Raw genomic sequence first — 20,402 nt, forward strand, 5'->3', positions numbered from 1 at the left:
TTAAGTGGGATTTAATGATTTATATTATAGCATGTATGTTGATGAGTACCACTTATTTGCCCATCTGATGTAACGTATTAATTTTTTAAATTAGTTTCATAAGTTAAATTAATTAGATATTGTTCTTTTTTTCACAAAGTTTTTTTACTATAAAGGTGCAAACCAACAACTTTGGCCAAAAGATCAGGGAATTGCATCGTCACATTTTGCATCGTCATCCATGTGAAAAAAGGTACAAGAGAGGGTTTTAACTATGTCTTTACTAGAAATGATTACAGCGACCTTAACAGATAACAATATTGTCAGTTCTATCGCTTCCACCGTTTTTATTATCCTGCTTGGTTTCTTTTGCCGCAAGAAGGGGATTTTTACCGCAGCCGTAGGAAAGCTGTTATCCAAGGTTGTTCTAACCGTGGCTCTACCAGCACTAGCCTTTAATTCCTTCATGCAGGATATCAATCCTACAATGTTAAAACAAGGCATGAATGTTTTAGTATGGGGAATTCTAATCTATATTATTCTCATCTTTATTTCGAAGCCTTTCTTCCTAAGTTACAACAAGGATAAACAAGATGTTTTGCGGGTGTTGACTATTTTCGGTTCTACTACTTTTTTCGGAATTCCGATTGTCGGGGCCATTTACGGTCCTACCGGAGTTATGTACAGTTCCATTTTTAATATAGGCTACCGTATTTTCTTATACTCCTATGGCTATATCAAAATGAGCGGCTTAAAAATGGAGCTTAAAAACCTCAAAACCATGTTTTTGAATCCGATTGTTATCGCCACTTTTCTAGGCTTGTTTGTTTGGTTGTTTCAGGGTTATTTGCCACAGATGAGCGTAGCTACAGAGGATGGGGCCATTCAGCAGTTCGCTTTTCTAAGAATTGATCAAACCGCTGTCTGGTTGTTCAAACCCATGACCTACCTTGCCGGACTAGCTTCTCCGTTAGCCTGGTTATCGATTGGCTCGACATTGGGGGAGATCAGCTTCAAGTCGGCAGCTACGGACAAGACCTCTTGGTACTACAGCGTCGTTAAGGTTTGGCTTGTACCCATTGTTAACATCGTTTTGCTGGCTTTGCTAACTGTATCTCATATTCTATCGGTTGATACTGTCGCTTTATCTACTATTGTCATTATGATGGCTACTCCTACAGCTACCGTAGCCGCAGCCTATGCGATCAGTTTTGATAAGGAAGCCGTTCTGACTTCCAATGCGTCGCTTCTATCAACTATAACTTCTGTCGTCATGATTCCAGTGTGGATCATTACGCTCAATATCATTGATAAAATTGGCATTTTCTAAATCAGGGGGACAACAACATGTTAAAAATCATTTGCTACGGCGTCCGTTCTTATGAGAAACCATATTTCCATGACCTCAATAAATACAACTTCCAGCTCACGCTGGTAGAAGAGCTGTTAACCTCCAGCAACGCGGAATTGGCACAGCATCACGATGCTGTTTTGTTAAGAGGAAACTGCGCTGCGAATCGAGAGAATCTCACGAAATTCAAGGCATACGGTATTCAATATGTTTTCACCAGAACAGTGGGAATCAACCACATTGATTTGGATGCCTGCAGCGAATTCGGAATGAAGGTCGCACGCGTCCCATCCTACTCTCCGAATGCCATTGCCGAGCTCTCCTTAACTCTGGCTATGATGCTGTTCCGTCACACTGCCTATATGACTACCAAAAGCTCGTTCAAAAATTTCATTGTGGACGAGCATACATTCAGCAAAGAGATCCATAACTGCAAAGTTGGGATTATCGGGGTCGGTCGCATTGGACTGACGGAAGCCAAATTGTTTAAAGGATTAGGAGCTTCTGTTATCGGCTATGATGTGTACCAATCCGACGTGGCCAAGGAAGTCATTCCATTCACAACCTTAGATGAATTACTCGCAGAGAGTGATGTCGTCAGTGTGCATGTTCCTTATCTGCCGGGACAGAACGACAAAATGATTAACACCAGCTTTTTAGAAAAAATGAAAAAGGGATCTATTCTTATCAATACCTCACGTGGAGAATTACAAGATAACCAAGCCATTTTGGACGCTTTGCTGAGCAACCATCTGGAAGGGTTCGCTACGGATGTCTTCCCTAAAGAGGATGAATTATTTTTCAGATCATTTGACCCGTGGCAAATGCTCCCGGATCCAACGATCCAGAAGCTTGTGGAGCTGTATCCAAGGGTTTTGGTAACGCCTCATGCTGGCTCGAATACCGTTACAGCGTTATCCAACATGATTGAAACCAGCTACGACAACTTCCATGATATACTTACAACTCATTTTTCGGACAATCTGGTCCCACTTCCTGTTCTCTCTATGAAATAATTAGAAAGCTCGCATTCTGGCTGGATAAAAAAAGAGCCGTCATTTCCAGATTACAATGGAAATGGCGGTTCTTTTAAATTTGGATTCAACTGATAAAGCATTAGCGGCCTGCCAACCTTGTGGTATTCTATGGATTCAATCAGGAATCCATCATCCACCAGGAACTGAATATATTTTTTCACCGTAATACGGGACAAGTCCACTTCTCTGGCTAAGGTTTCGACGGAAAATGGTCCGTTCAGCTCTTTGATGCTCTTCAGTATCGTGGTCATGGTCAGTTTGGACAAATTTTTGGACAGGTTTTTCGATAGATTTTGGGATGGATGTTCAGGAGGTTCTTTCTTCTCCATACCCGTATGCTCTTCTTTATTAAAATAATGATCAATGACAGCTTGATTAATTCCGTTCCCTTCCTCCATCACCGTGGCCAAACGCTGGATTTTCTCAACAGCCAGCTTAAATCGTTCGAATGTAAAAGGTTTAATTAAATAGTCCGCAACTCCATAAAAAACAGCTTCCTTCACCGTTTGAATATCCTTTGCAGCCGTAATTAAAATAACGGACGCATGATACTGATGCTCCTGCATATGTGATAATAAAGTTAATCCGCTTTTTCCGGGTAAATAAACGTCCAGCAATACCAGATCCGGTGTCCATTTTTGAAGACAATCCTGTGCTTTCTTGACGGTATCTGCCTTGCATACCACATCCAGATTGTCCATGCGCTCAATAAACTGTTGATTGAGCTCAGCCACCATCGGATCATCCTCAACAATCAGAACTTTCATTCATTTGTCACCTCCAATATACAGGGCAACTCTACATATATACTTGTTCCCAGGCCAGGTTGGCTGTCAATCTCAATGATGCCCTGATGCTTGTCCACCATGGTTTTAACCAGATTCAAGCCGTAACCTCTGTCTTCTCCTTTGGTTGAGAAGCCATGCTGGAATATTCTTTTTTGCATCTCAGAATCAATCCCCATACCGTTATCTTTCACTTTCAGAATGAACACATTTCCTTCACACTCGTAGTTCAGTTTCAACTCAATTCTACCGGGCTGATTTTTTTGTAAGATCGAGTCTATGGCGTTGTCCATAAAATTGCCCAGTATGTGGATGACATTATGAACAATGTCCTGCATCTCTACATTAGAGACATCTGAGCTTTCTTCAAGAAGAACCGCAATATTCTGTTCTCGTGCTTCGTTGATCTTACCCATAATAAAACCAGCTAATGCCGGAACTTTAATTCTCTCGGTCAGAAAGCCTACCTCATTTTGATACCGGTGATTTAGCTGCTGAATATACTGACTGACCTCTGCATATTGCCTCATCTCAATCAGTCCGGATATCACATGCATTTTGTTCATAAATTCATGAGTCTGTCCGCGAAGGGAGTTAATATAATATTTGGTACCACTTAACTGGTTGCTAAGATGAATCATCTCGGATTGGTCGCGCAGCGTTGCAACTGCCCCAAAAAACTCATTGTCAACATATATAGGTGTTACTGTCGCAATGACTTCTATACCATTCACATAAAATGAGCGATCCTTGATCTTCTTCTTGTCATCAAACACTCTCTTGAAGAGCACATTATAAAAGTTGGTATCTACCTGCTCGCCAATCGGGGCCTTCATATCCTGGTTTGCCAGTTGATACTTGGCCTGAGCTTCCTTGTTCATGAGCATAATTTTCTTGTCAGCCGAAATGGCTATAATTCCTTCAGCGACCTCATTTTCAATAATTTCTTTTTCGCGTAATTGTGCTGCTATCTCTTGCGGTTCAAGCCCAAATAAAATCGTTTTGATTTTTTGAGCCAAAAAGATCGCGCCCAGAACTCCACTAAAGAGACCCAGCATCAGTCCTCCAAAAATGGTATACTGCGCCTGCATCAAATCATGATTTAGGGTTCTCATGGTCAGTCCTACACATACAATGCCAATGACCTCATTCTGTTTATTAAATATCGGTGCAAAATATCGGTAACCTTTGCCCAAAATACCTATATTCTCAGAAAAGTGCCCCTGGCCGGATAGCGTTCTTCTGGCATCATTCAAATCAGAGAACGGTTTGCCAACCATCGTTTCATTGGGATGGGACAGTCGAATTAAATCGCGGTTCAGAATGACAACAAAATCCACATTCACGTTATTCATTACGCTAAGCGAATAGTCCTGAATCTGCTTCACAGGAACTCCCTGCTCGACATTTCGAATAACATCGCTGTCACTTGCGATCACCTTGGCAATACCCGAAAGTTTTTCCTTCGTATTATCAAAATGCTTGTCAATTACGAAACTACGAATAAGAAGCAAGGATATAATTAAGGAAATAATGATAACTAAAACAACCAAAATAATAATCATGAACTGTAGCGAAACTTTGAACTGTCGTCTCGGTTTCGACTTACCTTTTAACCGCAACCCCATCACCAGCTTCTTTCTCAAGCTCTAAAAAACCTCCAATGACAACAAACGCACCCTTTGTCTGAAATAAAACAATATGCTGAATAAGGAAGAATCAATTCTCCATAATAAGGACGTATACCTAACGAAATGGAGGATATCGGATGATTGACAATCTCGAAAGTAATTACAACTGCGCCAATGCAGGGCAGGATCTTCACCAGCTCAAGCAAGAGCTCGCTGCGCTTCAGGAACAAGGTGGCAACGACCAAGCATCCAAGGAAGCCATCCATCGGCTGGAAAATCAAATTTCATTCATCTTGAACAAGTGCGATATTAACCACTAATTGAGCTTGGCTGTTTCGGTAAAATAAAATACAAAACCGGCTTGCCCAGGGAGACAAGTCGGTTTGTATGCTTGAGTTTATACAAACGGATACGAAATTCACAGGATTCCTCGTATCTCATCCAACGACTGCACCTTTTCCCGCTGCATCCATTGTTCAAGACCATATACAAGCTCAGACCCTGCGTGTAGGTGGACAAAATTATACGTTCCCACCTGGATTGCCGCTGCCCCTGCCATGATGAATTCAATAATGTCCTCCACAGAACTGATGCCGCCCATCCCGATCACCGGAATCGACACCGCCTGCGCCACCTGATGAACCATGCGTAAGGCAATCGGCTTGATAGCCGGGCCGGAAAGACCTGCATACGTGTTGGCAAAGACACTCCGTCGCCGAAGTATATCAATTTTCATCGCAGAAAATGTATTGATCAGCGAAACCCCATCCGCACCTTCTTCCTCGCACATAACCGCCATCTGTGTAATGTTCTCTGCATTGGGAGACAGCTTGACGACCAGTGGAAGCGCCGTAACGTTGCGCACCTGCCGCACGACGTCCCGCGCCACCTCCGTCTGGATGCCGAATTGCATCCCGCCCTGCTTGACGTTGGGACATGAAATATTCAATTCCAGCATATCGACGCCCCTGCGATTCATCGTGCGGCGTTTCTGTGCATTTTCCGTAATCATAGCTGCGGCCTGAACGTATTCCTCCAGATTGGAGCCGCCCACGTTGGCAATAACAGCCGTGTTCCAGCGAGTCATATCATCCAGCTCATCCTTCAAAAAGGCGGCAACCCCCGGATTCTCCAGCCCCACACTATTGAGCATGCCGGATGCTGTCTCATGTATTCGTGATCCCATATTGCCAGCCTTCGGATGAAGGGTCAGTCCCTTGCCGACGATACCGCCCAATAATTCAGGAGAATAGAATTCGGCATATTCACGTCCAAAGCCAAACGTACCGGAAGCCATAATGATCGGGTTCTTGAACGCTACACCCGCAATATTACACGCCATGGAGATCATCAAACTCCACCTCCTCTACCGGGAATACAGGCCCTTCCTTACATACCCTGCGATTGCCTTCACGGGTACGCATTGTACAGCCCAAACATGCGCCAATACCACAGGCCATGTGTCTTTCTGTTGAAATATATAAACGGGACGATTTCCCCTCCGTTTTCAGCGCGAGCGCTTGTAGCATTGGAGTCGGCCCGCAGGAAAACATATTCACATAGCGAGCCGGATCGACCTGTTCAATGATGCTTCCTCCGACCTTGACTTGCACAGATGCCGCCACAGCTTCGAATGCCTCAACCCCGAAAGCTTGCTGTGCAAAACCCAGATAAACGTGCGCATGCGGGTAATGCTTCGCAGCCAGCAGCAATGGAGCCGTCCCCATTCCACCGCCAACTAAAGCCAGGCTTCCCTCCACCTGCGGAAAACCATTGCCGAACGGTCCTTCCAGCTGAATCTCCTGACCCGGCTGTAGCTGGGAAAACAGGCTTGTCCCCTCTCCAACAACCCGGTATAAAAAGGAAATATAACCTTCCCCGATATCATAAATGCTAATAGGTCTGGGTAGCAGTGGATAATTCCTCCCGCTGCGCAGCATGTAGAACTGCCCCATTCTTCCTCTAAAATTGCCCTCAATTTTCATCACATAGATGCCCGGAACAAGCGCCACATTCGAAATTACGTTAGCCATATAACCCCTCCACTAACCACTCACTATAACGTAAAAACAGCAACTGTTACGTGACTATTTTCACATTCCCAGATGATGTTTTGTCCTCAGGTTTGTGGTACAAAAAAGCGTACTCCTGTGAGAGAATACGCTTGTGTATTTAACTAATGGCTTCGCGTTCCGAATTGCGACTGCCTTGGGCATCCTTGCGAATTTGCTTGCTGCGCAGCTGTCCGCAGGCTGCGTCAATGTCGACTCCATGCTCCAGCCGAACACTACAGCTAATGCCCTGCTTTTTCAATACATCATAGAAGCCGGTAATGGATTCCGATTCGCTCCGCTGGTATTGGCTATGCTCATCCACCGGATTGTACGGAATCAGGTTTACATTTGCCAAATTGCGACGGTGGCCTACCAGCTCAGCCAGCTCCAGCGCATGCTCTTTACCATCATTAACATCCTTCAGCAAAATGTATTCCAGCGTGATTCGACGGTTCGTTTTGTCCAGATAATAATCAATCGCTTGCATGAGCTTCTCAATCGGAATCGCCCGGTTGATTTTCATAATACGGGTACGAATCTCGTTATTCGGCGCATGGAGAGAAATCGCCAAATTGACATGCAGATCGGAATCTGCAAATTCAATGATTTTATCGGCAAGTCCACTGGTGGATACGGTAATATGCCGTGGGCCAATCGCCAGCCCTTTATGATCCTTAATGACCCGGATAAAGTCGGACAGGTTCACGAAGTTATCAAACGGCTCACCAATCCCCATCACAACGACGTGGCTGACCCGGTCGCCCGGACGTTCCTTGTCCAGATACAGCTGCACCTTCATGATTTGCTCTACAATTTCACTGCTGGACAGGTCACGGCTCTTCTTCAACAATCCGCTTGCACAGAAGCTGCATCCAATGTTACAGCCCACCTGTGTCGTCACACATACAGACAGTCCAAACTTATGACTCATCAATACAGTCTCTATCAAATTACCATCCTGTAGCCGGAACAAAAACTTGACTGTCCCGTCCGCCGACTGCTGCTTCACATGCTCTTCCAATGTTTCTATGGAAAAATGCTCTTCCAGCAGACGAACGCAGTTCTCATGAACCTCCGTCATCGCTGCAAAATCGGTAATCCGCTTCCGGTACAATGCGTCCCATACCTGCAACGCACGAGATTTCTTATGTCCATGCTCCATGAGCCATGCTGTCAATTGGTCTAGCGTTAATCCATAAATGGATTCCTTTTTCATGTTCGATCCTCTTTTCAAAGCAATAAAATTCGTATTTCTATATATAAGTCCTAGCCATCACGACTCGTCTCAACTATCATTGCATCATAGCATGTTTGAACGCTCTGCGCTATTCAAACGCTTCTTCTATTGTCCCAAATTTTAATTATGAACACAAGGGGGCAGGCTGATGGTATCCTGTTCCACAAAAGCACGCAATGACAGGATTACAGACACTATCAATGATATGATTACGACCAAGGAAGGTGATACGGTTGGAATGGTTGCTTCGGATCAAGAACGCGCTCGATCTGATGGAAGAGAGAATGCAGCAGCCCCTCGATATCGATGAAATTGCAAAGGCGGCCTACTCGTCCCCCTTTCATTTTCAACGAATGTTCTATATGCTGACCGGTGTCACGGTAGCAGAATATATGCGCAAACGTCGATTGACCCTGGCTGCTCAGGAATTGAGTCTTTCTACCACCAAAGTGCTGGATGTTGCGTTCAAATACGGGTATGATTCCCCCGAATCTTTTTCTAAAGCGTTCCGCAAGGTACACGGTATTTCTCCCACTGAGGCCAGAAGTCCAGGGGTTAACCTGAAAGCCTTCCCGCGCATCACCTTCCATCTATCGTTGAAGGGAGATCAGGAAATGGATTACAAAATTGTAGAGAAAGCGGCCTTTACGGTCATTGGCAAGTCCATTCAAGTCACCACTAAAAACGGTGAAAATATGCGAGAAATTCCGAAATTCTGGGACCAGCTTAACGCAGATGGCACATCTGACCGCATTCATGCCCTGGGAACAGGCGACGATATACTCGGGATATGTCTGGACATGAAGCACGGAGAGGAGACGTTTAGCTACCTGATTGCCGCAGAAGGCAGTGAGGACGTAGCAGCCTCTAGCGGACTAGAAGCCAGAACCATTCCGGCTGCAACCTGGGCTGTATTTACCTCTATCGGCCCTATGCCTCACTCGATTCAAAAGGTATGGCAAAGAATTTTCCAGGAATGGTTCCCTGCCAGCAATTATGAGCATTCAGGCGGCCCCGAGCTGGAAGTCTATACCATGGGGAATTCCCGTGCAGAGGATTACCGCTGCGAGGTTTGGATTCCGATTATGAAAAAGTAAACAAACGAACCGACTGCGTATCGTAGTCGGTTCAATCCTTTTTACCCCCTACTCTGGCTTAATGCGCCTCGGATAGCGGCGATAAGGACAGATGGTCGACATAATAAGCAAAGGTTAAAAATCAAATTATGTAGTTTCATCACATTTTGCCAATAGGCCATCATACCCTGATAAAACAGAACCAGCCTAACACTTTATCTGTTTTATCTATGTGCTTCGACTGGTTTTGTATTTATAAGGTTCAAACGCGCTTGAGCAGCTTTATACTAATGCTGAATCCGACGTTTGTTTCTCAAAATATTGCGAATCATCTTATGATTGGGGAGCTGCTTGAACAACTTATGCCCGGGGTGCGGATTAGCCTCGATAATCCAGATTTGACCACTCTTCTCAATAGCAAGATCAATACCCAACTCGCGAAACGGATGATTTTTATCTATCGTGTCGGCAACCATTTTAGAAAGTTCGATAACCTGATCCAGAGTCTCTTTCATTTTCGTTCTGTCATGTTTAAAGACCTTTAAAAGTACCTTGGACAACGGTGCCGCATGTCCTCCTTTGCGGTAATTGGTAACCACTTTTCGGGGTGCGGCAACACGGCCGGTTATTCCTGAAATGACCCATTCTGATTCTGGCTTCTGCATATATACTCTGGCATCAAAAATAGAACCTTGGTATTTCGCCAACCGAAGTCCTTGCTGTACCAAATAACGACGATGAGGCCTCCGGTAGGTTCTGATCGCTCTTCTTACCGCGTGGGATCTGACAATTCTGCGGCTGGAGCCGCAACGAATCTCATACCTCCTTCCCAGCTTTTTGGCCCGTATAACACCAGTCCCTCCGCTTCCATAATTGGGCTTAATGTAAACCGTCCGATATTCATCCAGCATACGCAAAGTTCTTGCATTGCTAATCCATTTGGTCTCCGGTAAATGAGAACTTAAAACGGGATGTTGTCGCATTTCCTTATATTGAATCATCTTTCCAATGGGCACGAGTATCCCTCTATTCTGTAGGGTTTTTGTACGCATTACATGAATATGCATCCATATTCTATCTTGGTAACGGCGAATGCCACAATTTGCTATAAAAGGGGCATATCCCTCTCTATCCTATCTTCTTTTGATTCAAGAGAGAGATGAGCAGTGTGTTCATTACACGACGCAATTATTGCATTTACCTATAAACCCGATTCCATTTATATATTAGACCAATACCAGCTTCGGATATATGATGTATTTAAAATACCGTGAGGAGGAATATTAACATGTCCATTTATGATTTCCAAGCAACCACCATTTACGGGAAACCAGTTGAATTCTCAGAGTATAGGGGAAAGGTTCTCCTCATCGTAAATACAGCCAGCAAATGTAGCTTCTCCAGCCAATTTGCTGATCTGCAAAAGCTCTACGAAAGCCGGAAGGGACAAGGTTTTGAAATTCTCGCGTTTCCATGTAATCAATTCAATGAAAAAGAGCCGGGCAGCCACTCGGAATTGCAGGAAGTCTACCAAAATGAACATGGCGTAACGTTCCCACTATTTGAGAAAACGGACGTCAGAGGTCCTTCTTCCCTCCCGTTATTTCAGTATCTGACGCAGCAGGCAGCCTTTCAAGGCTTCGATCCCCAGACCAAGGAAGGCCGATTCATGGATAGCTTTCTTCGGGATAAGCATCCAGAAATATACGCTGACGACGGGATCAAGTGGAACTTCTCCAAATTTCTGATTGATCGTGATGGTCATGTAAGAGGAAGGTTTGAAGTAACGACAGAGCTCTCTACCATAGAAGCGGTCATCCAATCGCTGATATAACTTCCCGGTTTGCTCCTTTGAATGATTTCAGAAGAGAGTATCAAATGACAAATATTATTTTTTGTCATTTGATACTCTTTGTGTTATCCTGATTGCAAGGAGGTGAATTACACGGCAAACAGGTCGTGGCTTTATGGAAAAAACCTCAGATGTATTGACTAAAAAACAGATTCTTGTCGCGACAGAAGAAACACTCAGGCGGTTTGGTATAGCCAAAACCTCCGTAACTGATGTTGCTAAAGTATTAGGTGTGAGTCATGGCAGCATCTACCGACATTTTAATAGCAAAGCTGAACTTCTCGAAGGTGTGACCGAAAAATGGCTGAATGAAAAGATTATCGCTCCACTATCAAAGGTGTCCCTGGATTCATCTTTAACAGGCGCAGCCCTTTTAAAACGATATATACAAACTTTAGTCGAACTCAAGCATTACTACGCCCGTGATGACGAGGAAATGTTCCAGATGTATACCCGGGTCACCGAGCAAAGGGCTGATTTCATCGAGCAGCATATAGACCATATTGTTAAGCAGCTCGCTGACATCATTACACGGGAAAGCATCACATCGGATCAGCCAGCACAACTGGCTCGTACTCTTTTCCATGCTACAGCACGTTTTCATCACCCTGCTCATGCTTACGAATGGAAGAATCCTAAAATAGATCAGGAGTTTTCGGATGTGTGGGCGCTTTTGGAACATGGAATCTCATAAAAAATAGTTGGAAGGAAGGTTGAACACACATGAAGCATTTGGACGGAAAAACAGCGATTGTCACCGGGTCATCGAGAGGGATTGGACGTGTCATTGCGGAGCAATTGGCGGAACTGGGCGCTCATGTAGTCATTAATTATGCCAGCAGCCCGGATAAAGCCCAACAGGTTGTAGAAGGTATTATTCAAAAAGGCGGCAAAGCTATCGCGATCCACGCCGATCTGGGCAAGATGAGTGATATTGAAGCATTATTTACGAATACCATTGCTGAATTTGGCAGATTAGATATTCTGGTTAACAATGCCGGACTGATGATTACCAAGCCGCTTACTGACGTGACAGAAGCCGATTTTGACAAACAATTTGCACTGAATGTAAAAGGCACCTTCTTTGCTTGCCAGCAGGCCATGAAGCACATGGAGAACTACGGGAGAATCGTGAACCTGTCCACGTCCGTAATTGGACAAATGTTCCCGGCCTATAGCGTATACGCAGGCACCAAAGGCGCCGTTGAACAATTTACCCGCCAGCTTGCCAAGGAGTTCGGAAATAAACATATTACGATTAATGCCGTGGCTCCCGGCCCTGTAAATACCGAACTTTTTCAAGTAGGGAAAACCGAGCAGCAGATCGAAGGTATGAAAAAAATGAATGCATTTGGCCGTCTCGGTGAACCCGAGGATATCGCGGATGTGATTGAGTTCCTGGTCAGCGCCAAATCACAATGGGTTACCGGGCAGACGATCCGCGTCAACGGCGGATTTATCTAAAAAGCTTGATTCGCAGGATGCAAAATGTAGGTATACGGAAAGGAGGCTGCACACGTTCATGATATTACACAAAGGCGAAACCCTATTTCGACAAGGGGAATCTGGCCCTCTGTATCGGCTGCAGAGCGGCTTGTTAAAAATCGTCCGAGTCCACGAGGATGGCTCGCAAATTTTAGTCAACGTTATTGTGCCCGATGAAATCATCCCGCATCACTCCCTAATCAGCCCCAATCCTTATTATGGTACAGCGATGGCGCTGGTGACCAGTGAGATTGAGGTTCTATCACAGAAGGAATGGTATCAGTCGATAGAGCAAGACCCGGCGCAATGCCGGGCTATCGCTTTGCAACTGCAGGATAAGCTGCGCATGATGCAGCAACGAATCGACCAGCTCACCGAAGTTTCACCTGCCGAAAAGCTGCGTAAGCTTCAGCGCTGGTTCCACTCCTATATTGCACCCGCCACGTTAACGGACGTGCTGACACAAGAGGAAATCGGGCAATTCATCGGGCTGCGCCGGGAGACGATTAACCGGCTATTGCGTGCTTCAAACGCTCCTTCTGCAAAAGATGATGCCGATAATGCATTTCGATGAGTATAAACCACTCCCTGGCATTCAACGCACCAAATCTGGGGTGAGAGACGGTATACCCCTCTGAAGATTCGCGGAGGACGGGTTCAACCTCTCTCATTTGGCGCATCACAGCCTGTAATCCCTCCACGATGTCTTCTTTGCTCGACGGTTGCGGAGGAGTGTACTGCGGAGATGGCGGGACCTGGATACGCACGGGCGGAAAGCCTCCCAGATCAAAAATGGCTGTGCCCGCTTCTGTTTTAACCCCTGTTTCCCCGTTTGATTTGAGACAAATCTCAATATTTTTAAGTTGCATATGAAGGGCCGAATTTACCAAGTGAACGTACATTTGCCCAAGTGACCATTCGCCCTCCTGCGGTGTATACTGCAATTGCTCCAGGCTAAAGCTGTCCAATTCAAGGAGATAGTGTTGTACCGTTTCTTCAAAACGCTGTAAAGTTTCAGTTGTATTCATATCCTTAAATACACTCCCTTTTCTTCAAGTAGCTTTACTATACACAAATGCTACTGACAGCATCATGTCAGTAGCATTTCAACATTTTTTCAACTTCTGCACGTACTCGCTTTCGAAGAATCTCAGGCTCCAATACGACCATATCTGCGCCCCATCCAAGTATCCACTGCAGTAATTCTTCCGGCTGCCTTACGCGGAAGAGTACATGCAATCCATCTGCATGCTCCTCCATGGTCTCCATATAAAAATTCTTCGCTTCCTTCACTTTATCTGCGATATGTGGATGGGCTATTATACGAACATATACATGACGGTCATCGATTTGCTTGTAATCCTGCAAATTAAAATCGACAGGGTGCTCAAACCTGTCCTCCAGCACGGTCAGCTCGTCCATACGGGACAAGCGGAAGTGGCGGAGCTGCTGCCGCAGTTCGCATTGCCCAATCAAAACCCAGGAACCATGCATCAGTACAAGACCGTAGGGTGCGACCACACGCACACTTTGACGATTCCCATCGGCCTCTGGCATTCTTTTGGAGTAGCCGAAGCGTACCTTTTGTTTTTCCAATATAGCAAAACGCAGCTTTTCCAAATAGTTTTTTTCTCTATGATCTACTTCTTTCCCCCCTGCAAAGAGCCTGATGGTTGTACGCACCCGCGAAACCTCCCTGCGAATGCTCTCAGGTAAAATAGCTTCTATCTTCCTGCGTGAAGTTTGCGCCTTGCTGCCGTATTCTGTATCAAATTTTTGCTCAACAAAATCTGTTCCTATTAGCAATGCTACGGCCTCTTCCACGTTAAAGCTCACCGGAGGCAAAAAATATCCCTCCATCAGGGAATATCCAACCCCCGGCGCTCCCACAATCGGTACACCCGATTCACTTAGAGCCTGTATATCCCGATAGATGGTTCTTACACTCGTTTCAAATATGGCCGCCAAATCCTCAGCCCGTAAAACATCCTTGCGTTGCAGCTCTAGTACAATCGCTAGCAGACGATCTGTTTTTTTCATACCAGGACACCTCTCTGGAAGATTCAATATGGACTTATGACTAATATAAAAGAGCAATAAGGGCAGTACAACCACTGCAGCTTATTGCTCCGTTCTTTTTGCGTCAACCGTTTTGGTAATCCGTAATGCGGTGATACATCGTTTTATCCTTCAGCTTACGGAAATGGGATCTTGCCGGAAAAAGATTAGCTTCAATAATCCCAATATGTCCTTTCCGGTCTATTCCAATGTCCAGTCCATATATACGGTGCCCCGGGAAAAAAGCGCTTAGTCTCTTTGCGGAACGGATGGAAACACGATCAATATGGGACTCTAATTTACTGGCAGACAGGTGTCGAACGGAAGATTGTCGAATGCCGGATTTAAAATGGAGTAATTTCCCCTTACTCCGTGTATTATTGGAAACAATATAGCCTTTGCCTGCAACTTTGATAACCTTTCCTGTGACTACCCATACAGATGAGTCAGTTCTCCGTTGAATGATGACTCTCATATCAAAAGGACGATTGTTGATGGTCGGACGGGTGATTCTGCGTTGAACCATATAACTGGCGTTCCCGATTTTTCTTCTAATATAACGATACGTATTGGTTCTGCCCCGTACTAAAACCTTTATATTCTCGTAATGTACAATGTACTTATGGTGTCCTAACCATGAGACCTGAAAGATCCCCTGACCACGACTCCCCCACACCGGTTTCACGATCACATGCCCGTACTTGGAGAGCAGTTTCGAAAAATGATGTCTGTCCAGGAGCTTCGTTTCGGGGACGTAAGACCTCAGAGACGCGTGCCTTCTCAATAATAAATACTTGTACCACTTATCTTTTGCTGCTGATGCCATGGGACTCCACCTTTCTCATCTGCATTTTATGCTACTGAGATAGCGTTCAAGCAATTCCAAAAATAACTCCATCTCCTTATACGTGATATCACCTATATTGGCAATCCGGAACGTATTTAGTTTCTCAAGCTTGCCGGGATAAATCATAATGCCTTTACTGTAAAAATAATCATGCATCGATTGAAAATCATAGCCTGCATATTGAGGTTCAAGAATGGAAGTAATGATTTTGGAATGATGCTCTTCGGGAATGATATAGGTTAGACCTAAGCGGGCTAACCCGTTAATTAAAGTTTTCCAGGATGTCGCGTACCTTTCGTACCTTTGATCCACCCCCTCTTGCTTTAATTCCTCAATCGCTTGTTTAAGTGCATATAAGGTTTGGACTGGAGGCGTAAAACGCATCTGCCCATGTTCCACAAAATAATTGTATTGAGCATACAAATTCAAATAATAGCTTCTTGGTTTCTGACCTTTCAAATTCTCCAATTTGCTTTTTTCAGCTATCACAAATGAAACCCCGGCCATTCCCTGTAAGTTTTTGTTGGAGCTTGCCGCCAGGTAGGCAATGTTCATTTCCTTTAATTGAATTGGAATGGCCGCAAATGAGCTCATGGCATCCACGATCATGTCGATTTGATTCCTTTTGCATAGTTCTCCGATATCCTTCACCTTGTTAAGCAGGCCAGTTGTCGTCTCGTGATGTACGACGGCCAGATGGGAGACGGCGCGTTCGGAAGATTGGATATACCTTTCTAATTCAGCCAAATCAATGGCATCGTCGGGAGGACTTTTGAATTCAAAGTACTCCACTCCATAAGCCTTCGCTATCTCGCACATCCGTTTTCCATAGGCTCCATTGCTGACAATGATCACTGCCTCGTGATTCGGGACCGAACTTATGATGGACTCCACAGCTGCCGTACCCGATCCGCCAAACAATACGGTCGCATAATGATCCGGGTCTGCGACCAGCCGGGTAAGCTCTGTAGAAATATACTCCATGATCTGGCCAAACTCGGCTTCGCGAGGACAAATATCTGGAACCACCTGTGACCATTTCACACTTTCTGTCGTCGTTGCCGGACCAGGGGTAAGCAAAATGTTTTTCTTGACGGGGGAACTCATGAATCACCTGCCTCCTTGCCCTTCAAAGAACTGTTATGAATAAAACGCTGCAGACGTTCTTTTACTTCATGAGGCTTCACATGCGGACGAGCAAGCTGATCCTTGGAATACTTGGATATTTTCAGGCACAAAAACGTAAGTTCTCTATTCGCTTTCCATTCCTGTAAAGAGGCTTTCAGTTCCTCAAGACTGTGAATATGAATCGACTTCGTATATCCGCAGGAAGCCGCAATGTCTATAAAATCGACATTATGGGATACCGTGCTTTGCCCGCCTGTTGACTCATGAGCGTTATTATCAAGCAGAATATGAATCATATTGGATGGATGGTAATACCCGTTGGTTGCCAGACTCCCCATACGCATCAACAGAGATCCGTCTCCGTCAATCACGACGATATCCTTGCCTGGTTGGCTCAGAGCCAAACCAAGTCCCAAGGAACCGATACATCCCATCGAGCCCACCATGTACAGGTTGTTAGGTGCATCTTCAATTTCATACAGCTCACGTCCGGTTTTACCAGTTGTTGCGAGCTGTACGGTATGGTCGTCTTTCATGGAGTTAATCGCAGCCAACGCATCATACCGTGTAGGCATTTGATGGTCCGCATGACCATGCTGCCGGATCTGATTTAGATGAATGGAGGTTTGCAGTTTTTTTAATGGCTCTTTGTCAAAAGTCCCTTTCTTAACGACAAAAAAGAACGAGCGACGCCGAGCAATGTGCTCATTAGCCTGGATCAGCTGATTTTGGGCCTCCTCTAAATCCTTGGAGAGATATTGCCATTCCACACCCATCACATCCAGCATTTGCGTTGTGATCCGGCCCATCAGTTCATGCTGAGGTTCGTCAGGTATCCCCGGTTCTCCGCGCAGGCTGACAAATCCAAGCAGCGGAATACGAAATGGGTAGGTAAGAGAGGTCAATGGCGAAATAGCGTTGGTCAGCCCTGAATTTTGCATAAGGACTACCGACTTCTTCCCCCCTATATAAGCTCCGGATGCAATGGCGACCGCATCCCCCTCGTTAGCCGCTGCAACATAATCGCATTCATTTATCGCATAATTGATCAGGCTTTTCAAAAAGGAGCATGGAACACCGCTAAAAAAGGTAAATCCTAATTTTTTCAGCTCTTCTCCTAACAATTTCGTGTCCATTATACATGCTCACCCGAATCCGGCTCTGACGACGGGAGGTATTGCCGTTCCGCAGCCTGCAGCTCCTCGACTCCTTGGAGCCGGAATACTTCTTCCATGGTTGCAACGTCCTTTTCAATATGAACAAGGCTTTCATCCCGATAAATTTGGTCAGATAATTGTTGCATGGCTTGAATGGATGCCCTCAAATTATGATTTGCCCAAATCACAAGGCTAATCCCCAGCTCCTGAAACCTAGCGGTTGGAGTCGTATAGTATTTGGTAGGCACGATCACTACCGGCAATCTTCCGGCCCATTCCTTCATGAACGCTTCAATCTCTGTGGCGTCTGTTCTTTTGCTGTGTATTAATACGGCATCGGCTCCTGCCTTCCGGTACGCCTCCGCCCGCTGCAGTGCCGCTTCAAGCCCTTTCCCGGCAATAAATGCCTCTACTCTGGCCACCACTGTAAAGTCCTCATCGATTTGCGTGTCTTTCATCGCTTTTATTTTCCCGGAAAACTCCTCGATATCAGCCAGAGCCTGCCCTTGACCGTTAATGAACGAATTCATTTTGGGGAACCGCTTATCTTCGATGCATACCCCTGCAATAGAATGCTGCTCCAGTTTCTTCACTAGCCGCCTTGCATTATTGAAATTGCCGTACCCCGTATCTCCATCCAGCAAAATTGGAATGGACGTAGCATCACTCATAAATTCCAATACATCTAAAACCTGCGTCCAGGAGGCCTCATTGCTGTCCCTTACCCCCATCGCTGCAGAGATGGATAACCCGCTGGCCCAAATCCCTTTAAACCCCGCCTCCTCCACAATTTTGGCTGACAGACCATTATGGGCTTCCATAATAAACTCCAGTTTTCGGGAATTAATTAAATCTCTAAGCTGCCTTGTTTTTTTCATTGAAACTTTCTCCTTCTCCCCTAGAAATAACGTACAAGGAATCTACTTCCAAATAAGACTCTTGTTTCTCATGATTGTGTTGATCATAGAAGGATCGGGAAGCTGAGTAAATAGCATGTGTCCGGGATGTGAATTGGCCTCGATAATCCAAATATGGCCTTTTTTATCTATGGCAATATCGACCCCCAATTCACGAACCGGATACCGTTTATTAATCGTTTTGGCAATGATGACGGATAGTTTGGAGATTTTACGAAAATAGGCATCCGCTTTCGCGTGGTTGTGCTTAAAAAGGCTGAAAAGCACTCGGTGCAAAGATGCTGCATGCCCTCCTTTAAGATAATTGGTAACATACTTATGGGGTGCCGCGACACGGGCGGCCGCGCCGGAAATAACCCATTTCCTCCCTGGTTTCTGTAAGTAGATCCTGGTGTCAAAAATCGATCCGTGGTACTTAGCTAACCGTAGCCCCTTCTGTACTAAATACATGTGTCTGGATTTCTGGAATGACTTAATTGCCTTTAAGACATAACGAGATCTTACAATTTTTCGACTCGAGCCCTTGCGAACCTCATATCCTTTCTTCAATCTCTTGACCCGGATAATCCCGCTGCCACCACTCCCGTGATTGGGTTTGATGAAGACCGATGAATAGGTATTCAGCATCCGCGCGGTCCTCGAGTCTGTAAACCAGTGGGTTTCAGGTAAATGCGGACGCAAAACGGGATGTTGCAACATTTCTTTATGCTTTTTCATTTTTCCAATGGGCACTAGTCATCCCTCTTATCTTTTTTGGTTTTTTGCGCATACCGTATGCATATGCACCCAAATCCCCTTCTGCGTGGGCCGCTGCCTCTGGTCCAAAACTAAGATTTATGTGACAAACAAGCACGTACTACCTGTTATAAATACGAAAAATCGAAGGAAACAGCTTTTCGAACAGGCTCGGGGTCCGGGCTACAGAAGATAGGCTGTCACCAAATAACAAAAGATCCACTACCAAAAAGGTAGCGGATCTTTTGTTTCCAACAATCGCTGGTGACACAGTCTGTGCTCGTGCCAGGTGATATATGGCTCATGGCCGAATAGCTGCTTGTCTAATTATCGGTCTCCCGGGACAGGTTTTGGCGTTTTCCCCGCCATTTTCTCCAGCATCCAGACAAGAACCCCCACTGCAATGCTGGCGATGACCGCCATAATCACGGAGCTGCCAGCATGCAGCAGCAGCACAGGAACCCACAGCAGTCCGAGCGAACGATGCACAGTCCGCATCCACTTGTTGCGAACCTTGTTAATAAAGAAGCCATACCCGGCGATCGCCAGCAAAATAGCAAAGCATGCAAGCCCTGTGTAGGTTTTGCTATCTTGAAGTTTGGTCACCAAAAAATAGACACCGTGAACGGCAACAAGAATCAAGGTCGCCCAGCCCAGCAGTTTATGCATGGCGTGTAACAGCTTCCCGGCCTTTCTAACCAGCATCGATGGCGATCTCAACTTCTTCTTAAACCAGAACCAAGAGAAAGCAGCCGCTCCAACGAACACGGAGATCGTACCTAAGGTCTTGAATATTTCCCCGTTGCCCCCATGCCGCCCCCCTCCGGGAGGACGACCCATTTGCCCTGCAGGCACGTTGCCTACGCCGCCTTCTGGCGGTCGAGGTCCAGGTCCGCCACCGGAAACCGAAGACATGTAGTAATAGTAGAGGACGAGCAAAGCTGCTACCGCAACTGCGATCATGGCCGGAATCCAAACGGTCTTTTTCGTTTTCATTAGTTATACATCCTCCCCAGGAAAATTGCCTTGATTGTACCCGGTCAAGCTGAAAAGAAAATTAAAGCCAGCTGAAA

22 protein-coding genes are annotated in these 20,402 nt (G+C 45.5%); 8 read left to right on the forward strand and 14 right to left on the reverse strand.

Annotation, left to right across the window (positions count from 1 at the left end):
• The first annotated feature begins 253 nt into the window (after positions 1–253).
• Positions 254–1,309 carry an AEC family transporter gene (locus tag WG8_RS25020; RefSeq protein ID WP_007433092.1) on the forward strand — a complete coding sequence of 352 codons (1,056 nt, stop codon included), beginning with the start codon at positions 254–256 and terminating at the stop codon, positions 1,307–1,309.
• Positions 1,310–1,326: 17 nt separating this feature from the next.
• Complete coding sequence (locus WG8_RS25025) at positions 1,327–2,346, forward strand: 2-hydroxyacid dehydrogenase (RefSeq protein ID WP_007433093.1); 1,020 nt, start codon at positions 1,327–1,329, stop codon at positions 2,344–2,346.
• Between the two features lie 50 nt (positions 2,347–2,396).
• On the opposite strand, the gene WG8_RS25030 is transcribed toward WG8_RS25025, so the two are convergent.
• Positions 2,397–3,134 (reverse strand): response regulator, encoded by a 738-nt coding sequence (locus WG8_RS25030; protein ID WP_007433094.1) that lies wholly within the window; start codon positions 3,132–3,134, stop codon positions 2,397–2,399.
• Complete coding sequence (locus tag WG8_RS25035; RefSeq protein ID WP_007433095.1) at positions 3,131–4,798, reverse strand: ATP-binding protein; 1,668 nt, start codon at positions 4,796–4,798, stop codon at positions 3,131–3,133. Before WG8_RS25035 ends, WG8_RS25030 begins: the two co-directional genes overlap by 4 nt.
• Before the next feature lie 122 nt (positions 4,799–4,920).
• Here WG8_RS25035 and WG8_RS25040 point away from each other — a divergent pair, with 122 nt between their 5' ends.
• The gene (locus WG8_RS25040; protein ID WP_007433096.1) at positions 4,921–5,103 is read left to right on the forward strand and encodes a hypothetical protein; all 183 of its coding nucleotides are present in this window, start codon (positions 4,921–4,923) and stop codon (positions 5,101–5,103) included.
• Positions 5,104–5,201: 98 nt separating this feature from the next.
• Here WG8_RS25040 and WG8_RS25045 read toward each other — a convergent pair whose 3' ends face one another.
• The 3 genes from WG8_RS25045 to rlmN form a co-directional block, all read right to left on the reverse strand.
• Positions 5,202–6,134, reverse strand: coding sequence for a dihydroorotate dehydrogenase (locus tag WG8_RS25045; RefSeq protein WP_007433097.1), 933 nt, complete (start codon positions 6,132–6,134; stop codon positions 5,202–5,204).
• Entirely contained in the window at positions 6,115–6,816 is a 702-nt protein-coding gene (locus WG8_RS25050; protein ID WP_007433098.1) for a dihydroorotate dehydrogenase electron transfer subunit, read from the reverse strand. Before WG8_RS25050 ends, WG8_RS25045 begins: the two co-directional genes overlap by 20 nt.
• Positions 6,817–6,955: 139 nt before the next feature.
• Complete coding sequence (gene rlmN, locus WG8_RS25055) at positions 6,956–8,053, reverse strand: 23S rRNA (adenine(2503)-C(2))-methyltransferase RlmN (protein WP_007433099.1); 1,098 nt, start codon at positions 8,051–8,053, stop codon at positions 6,956–6,958.
• A gap of 248 nt (positions 8,054–8,301) precedes the next feature.
• On the opposite strand from rlmN, the gene WG8_RS25060 reads away from it, so the two are divergent.
• Positions 8,302–9,171: an AraC family transcriptional regulator gene (locus tag WG8_RS25060; RefSeq protein ID WP_043891431.1), complete on the forward strand. Its 870-nt coding sequence runs from the start codon at positions 8,302–8,304 to the stop codon at positions 9,169–9,171.
• 266 nt (positions 9,172–9,437) lie between these two features.
• Here the strand turns inward: WG8_RS25060 and WG8_RS25065 are convergent, their stop codons facing one another.
• Entirely contained in the window at positions 9,438–10,166 is a 729-nt protein-coding gene (locus WG8_RS25065; RefSeq protein WP_007433101.1) for a YheC/YheD family protein, read from the reverse strand.
• A gap of 272 nt (positions 10,167–10,438) precedes the next feature.
• On the opposite strand from WG8_RS25065, the gene WG8_RS25070 reads away from it, so the two are divergent.
• The 4 genes from WG8_RS25070 to WG8_RS25085 all read left to right on the forward strand — a co-directional run bounded on the left by WG8_RS25070 (position 10,439) and on the right by WG8_RS25085 (position 13,061).
• Complete coding sequence (locus WG8_RS25070; protein ID WP_007433102.1) at positions 10,439–10,984, forward strand: glutathione peroxidase; 546 nt, start codon at positions 10,439–10,441, stop codon at positions 10,982–10,984.
• A 133-nt stretch (positions 10,985–11,117) separates the two neighbouring features.
• On the forward strand, positions 11,118–11,696 hold the full coding sequence (locus WG8_RS25075) for a TetR/AcrR family transcriptional regulator (protein WP_007433103.1): 579 nt from the start codon (positions 11,118–11,120) through the stop codon (positions 11,694–11,696).
• Between the two features lie 29 nt (positions 11,697–11,725).
• Positions 11,726–12,466 carry an SDR family oxidoreductase gene (locus tag WG8_RS25080; protein WP_007433104.1) on the forward strand — a complete coding sequence of 247 codons (741 nt, stop codon included), beginning with the start codon at positions 11,726–11,728 and terminating at the stop codon, positions 12,464–12,466.
• Positions 12,467–12,524: 58 nt separating this feature from the next.
• On the forward strand, positions 12,525–13,061 hold the full coding sequence (locus tag WG8_RS25085; RefSeq protein WP_007433105.1) for a Crp/Fnr family transcriptional regulator: 537 nt from the start codon (positions 12,525–12,527) through the stop codon (positions 13,059–13,061).
• Here the strand turns inward: WG8_RS25085 and WG8_RS26900 are convergent.
• The 8 genes from WG8_RS26900 to WG8_RS25120 all read right to left on the reverse strand — a co-directional run bounded on the left by WG8_RS26900 (position 12,994) and on the right by WG8_RS25120 (position 20,325).
• The gene (locus tag WG8_RS26900; RefSeq protein ID WP_083837621.1) at positions 12,994–13,515 is read right to left on the reverse strand and encodes a DinB family protein; all 522 of its coding nucleotides are present in this window, start codon (positions 13,513–13,515) and stop codon (positions 12,994–12,996) included. The genes WG8_RS25085 and WG8_RS26900 overlap by 68 nt on opposite strands.
• Before the next feature lie 67 nt (positions 13,516–13,582).
• Positions 13,583–14,527: a helix-turn-helix transcriptional regulator gene (locus tag WG8_RS25090; RefSeq protein ID WP_007433106.1), complete on the reverse strand. Its 945-nt coding sequence runs from the start codon at positions 14,525–14,527 to the stop codon at positions 13,583–13,585.
• A 103-nt stretch (positions 14,528–14,630) separates the two neighbouring features.
• Complete coding sequence (locus WG8_RS25095; protein ID WP_007433107.1) at positions 14,631–15,371, reverse strand: YheC/YheD family protein; 741 nt, start codon at positions 15,369–15,371, stop codon at positions 14,631–14,633.
• A 15-nt stretch (positions 15,372–15,386) separates the two neighbouring features.
• Entirely contained in the window at positions 15,387–16,499 is a 1,113-nt protein-coding gene (locus tag WG8_RS25100; protein ID WP_007433108.1) for a 2-aminoethylphosphonate aminotransferase, read from the reverse strand.
• A complete protein-coding gene (gene aepY / locus WG8_RS25105; protein ID WP_007433109.1) occupies positions 16,496–17,656 on the reverse strand; it encodes a phosphonopyruvate decarboxylase in 1,161 nt (386 codons plus the stop codon). The genes WG8_RS25100 and aepY overlap by 4 nt, the downstream gene beginning before the upstream one ends.
• Positions 17,656–18,555: a phosphoenolpyruvate mutase gene (gene aepX / locus WG8_RS25110; protein WP_007433110.1), complete on the reverse strand. Its 900-nt coding sequence runs from the start codon at positions 18,553–18,555 to the stop codon at positions 17,656–17,658. The genes aepY and aepX overlap by 1 nt, the downstream gene beginning before the upstream one ends.
• A gap of 42 nt (positions 18,556–18,597) precedes the next feature.
• Complete coding sequence (locus tag WG8_RS25115) at positions 18,598–19,326, reverse strand: YheC/YheD family protein (RefSeq protein WP_007433111.1); 729 nt, start codon at positions 19,324–19,326, stop codon at positions 18,598–18,600.
• Between the two features lie 330 nt (positions 19,327–19,656).
• Entirely contained in the window at positions 19,657–20,325 is a 669-nt protein-coding gene (locus WG8_RS25120; protein WP_007433112.1) for a hypothetical protein, read from the reverse strand.
• Positions 20,326–20,402: the final 77 nt, after the last annotated feature.

The sequence above is a fragment of the Paenibacillus sp. Aloe-11 genome (assembly GCF_000245715.1).
Classification (GTDB): Bacteria; Bacillota; Bacilli; order Paenibacillales; family Paenibacillaceae; genus Paenibacillus; species Paenibacillus kribbensis.